The sequence below is a fragment of the Acinetobacter sp. YH12039 genome (genome assembly GCF_013420015.1).
GTDB lineage: Bacteria > Pseudomonadota > Gammaproteobacteria > Pseudomonadales > Moraxellaceae > Acinetobacter > Acinetobacter amyesii.
In genome coordinates, this window is the sequence record NZ_VOZA01000137.1 from 1 (window position 1) to 1,124 (window position 1,124).

Genomic DNA, 1,124 nt, shown 5'->3' on the forward strand with positions numbered 1-1,124 from the left:
GCAACCAAACTGGCAACAACTTATGGCGTGTCTGCAGTAGGTTATTACCTCACAGCAGCCTCTATCCTGTCATTGCTTGCATTCTTGCTGATCCGTGAAACTAAAAATGATGATGTAAACAATCAGATCTAAAGATCTTGACAGATTAAGTCATCTCAATCAAAGCCAGCAGTTCATGCTGGCTTTTTTTATGATTTCACAACAAAAACTTGCTACTTCTTTGCTGATATTTCGGGAACAATCAAATAAATAAAGCCAGAGAATGAGGCAGAGTGATGCAGGATCTTATTGAGCAACTTACTCAAGAACAGCTGGTGGATATAGTGATTCTGCTAGAGGATGATAAAAAACTGGACGCCATTCGCTATATCCGGACGCATACAGCTTTAGATGAATCACAGGCGATACAGGTCATTGATGAAATTGTCAGAGAGCATGATCTGGCGCTTAATCGAGACAATAAAGGCAATATCGGCCCACGCTTTACTGATGATGCTGATGAAAATATTCCGGTGGTAACTACATCTTTGGAAGTTCCAGATCATCCCAACCTTAGCATCGCTAAAGATACTGAGGTGGCTGCACAGCAAGTCGGCAAACGTGTGCCAGGCCGTGAGATTGAAAAGAAAATCTGGATCACCGCAGCCGTTATTTTACTGATTATTATTGTGCTCTGGCTACTGCTTTAACAGCAGCGAATGAATCAGTTTTTTTTAGACCAATTCGATAATTTCAATGGTTGGTGGTACGCGAAAACGAAATGGTACCCCTACCATGCCCGTTCCCACGGTCACAAATACATCTGCATGCTCATGCCGGTACAAGCCTTTTTTATGGCCCAGAATGGAAACCTTTTTCATCACATAATCCGTCAGCCAGGGTAACTCGACCTGCCCACCATGCGTATGTCCAGAAAGCATCAATGGTCGTGTTGGCAATTTCGGCACCATATCCACGGTATCTGGATTATGCGACAGAATCACCCAAGGCTTGTCTTGAGGCAGATCCGGCATTGCGCGCATATCGGTTTTTCCAGCCCACAAATCCCCTACCCCGAGCAGACGAAATTCATCAAACTCGACAATCTGCCCTTCAATGTCCATAACCTGATTCACTTCCAGCGC

The 1,124-nt window shown here is 44.3% G+C and carries 2 protein-coding genes and 1 pseudogene; 2 read left to right on the forward strand and 1 reads right to left on the reverse strand.

Features of this window, described 5'->3' with window-relative positions; translation table 11 throughout:
- Both FTT98_RS18225 and FTT98_RS17880 read left to right on the forward strand, forming a co-directional pair.
- On the forward strand, positions 1–132 hold a 132-nt coding region (locus FTT98_RS18225; protein ID WP_257230227.1), incomplete at its 5' end, for a hypothetical protein.
- 143 nt (positions 133–275) lie between these two features.
- Complete coding sequence (locus tag FTT98_RS17880) at positions 276–689, forward strand: hypothetical protein (protein ID WP_180012195.1); 414 nt, start codon at positions 276–278, stop codon at positions 687–689.
- Between the two features lie 24 nt (positions 690–713).
- On the opposite strand, the pseudogene FTT98_RS17885 reads toward FTT98_RS17880, so the two are convergent.
- A pseudogene (locus tag FTT98_RS17885) lies at positions 714–1,124 on the reverse strand (phosphohydrolase); the annotation flags it as partial.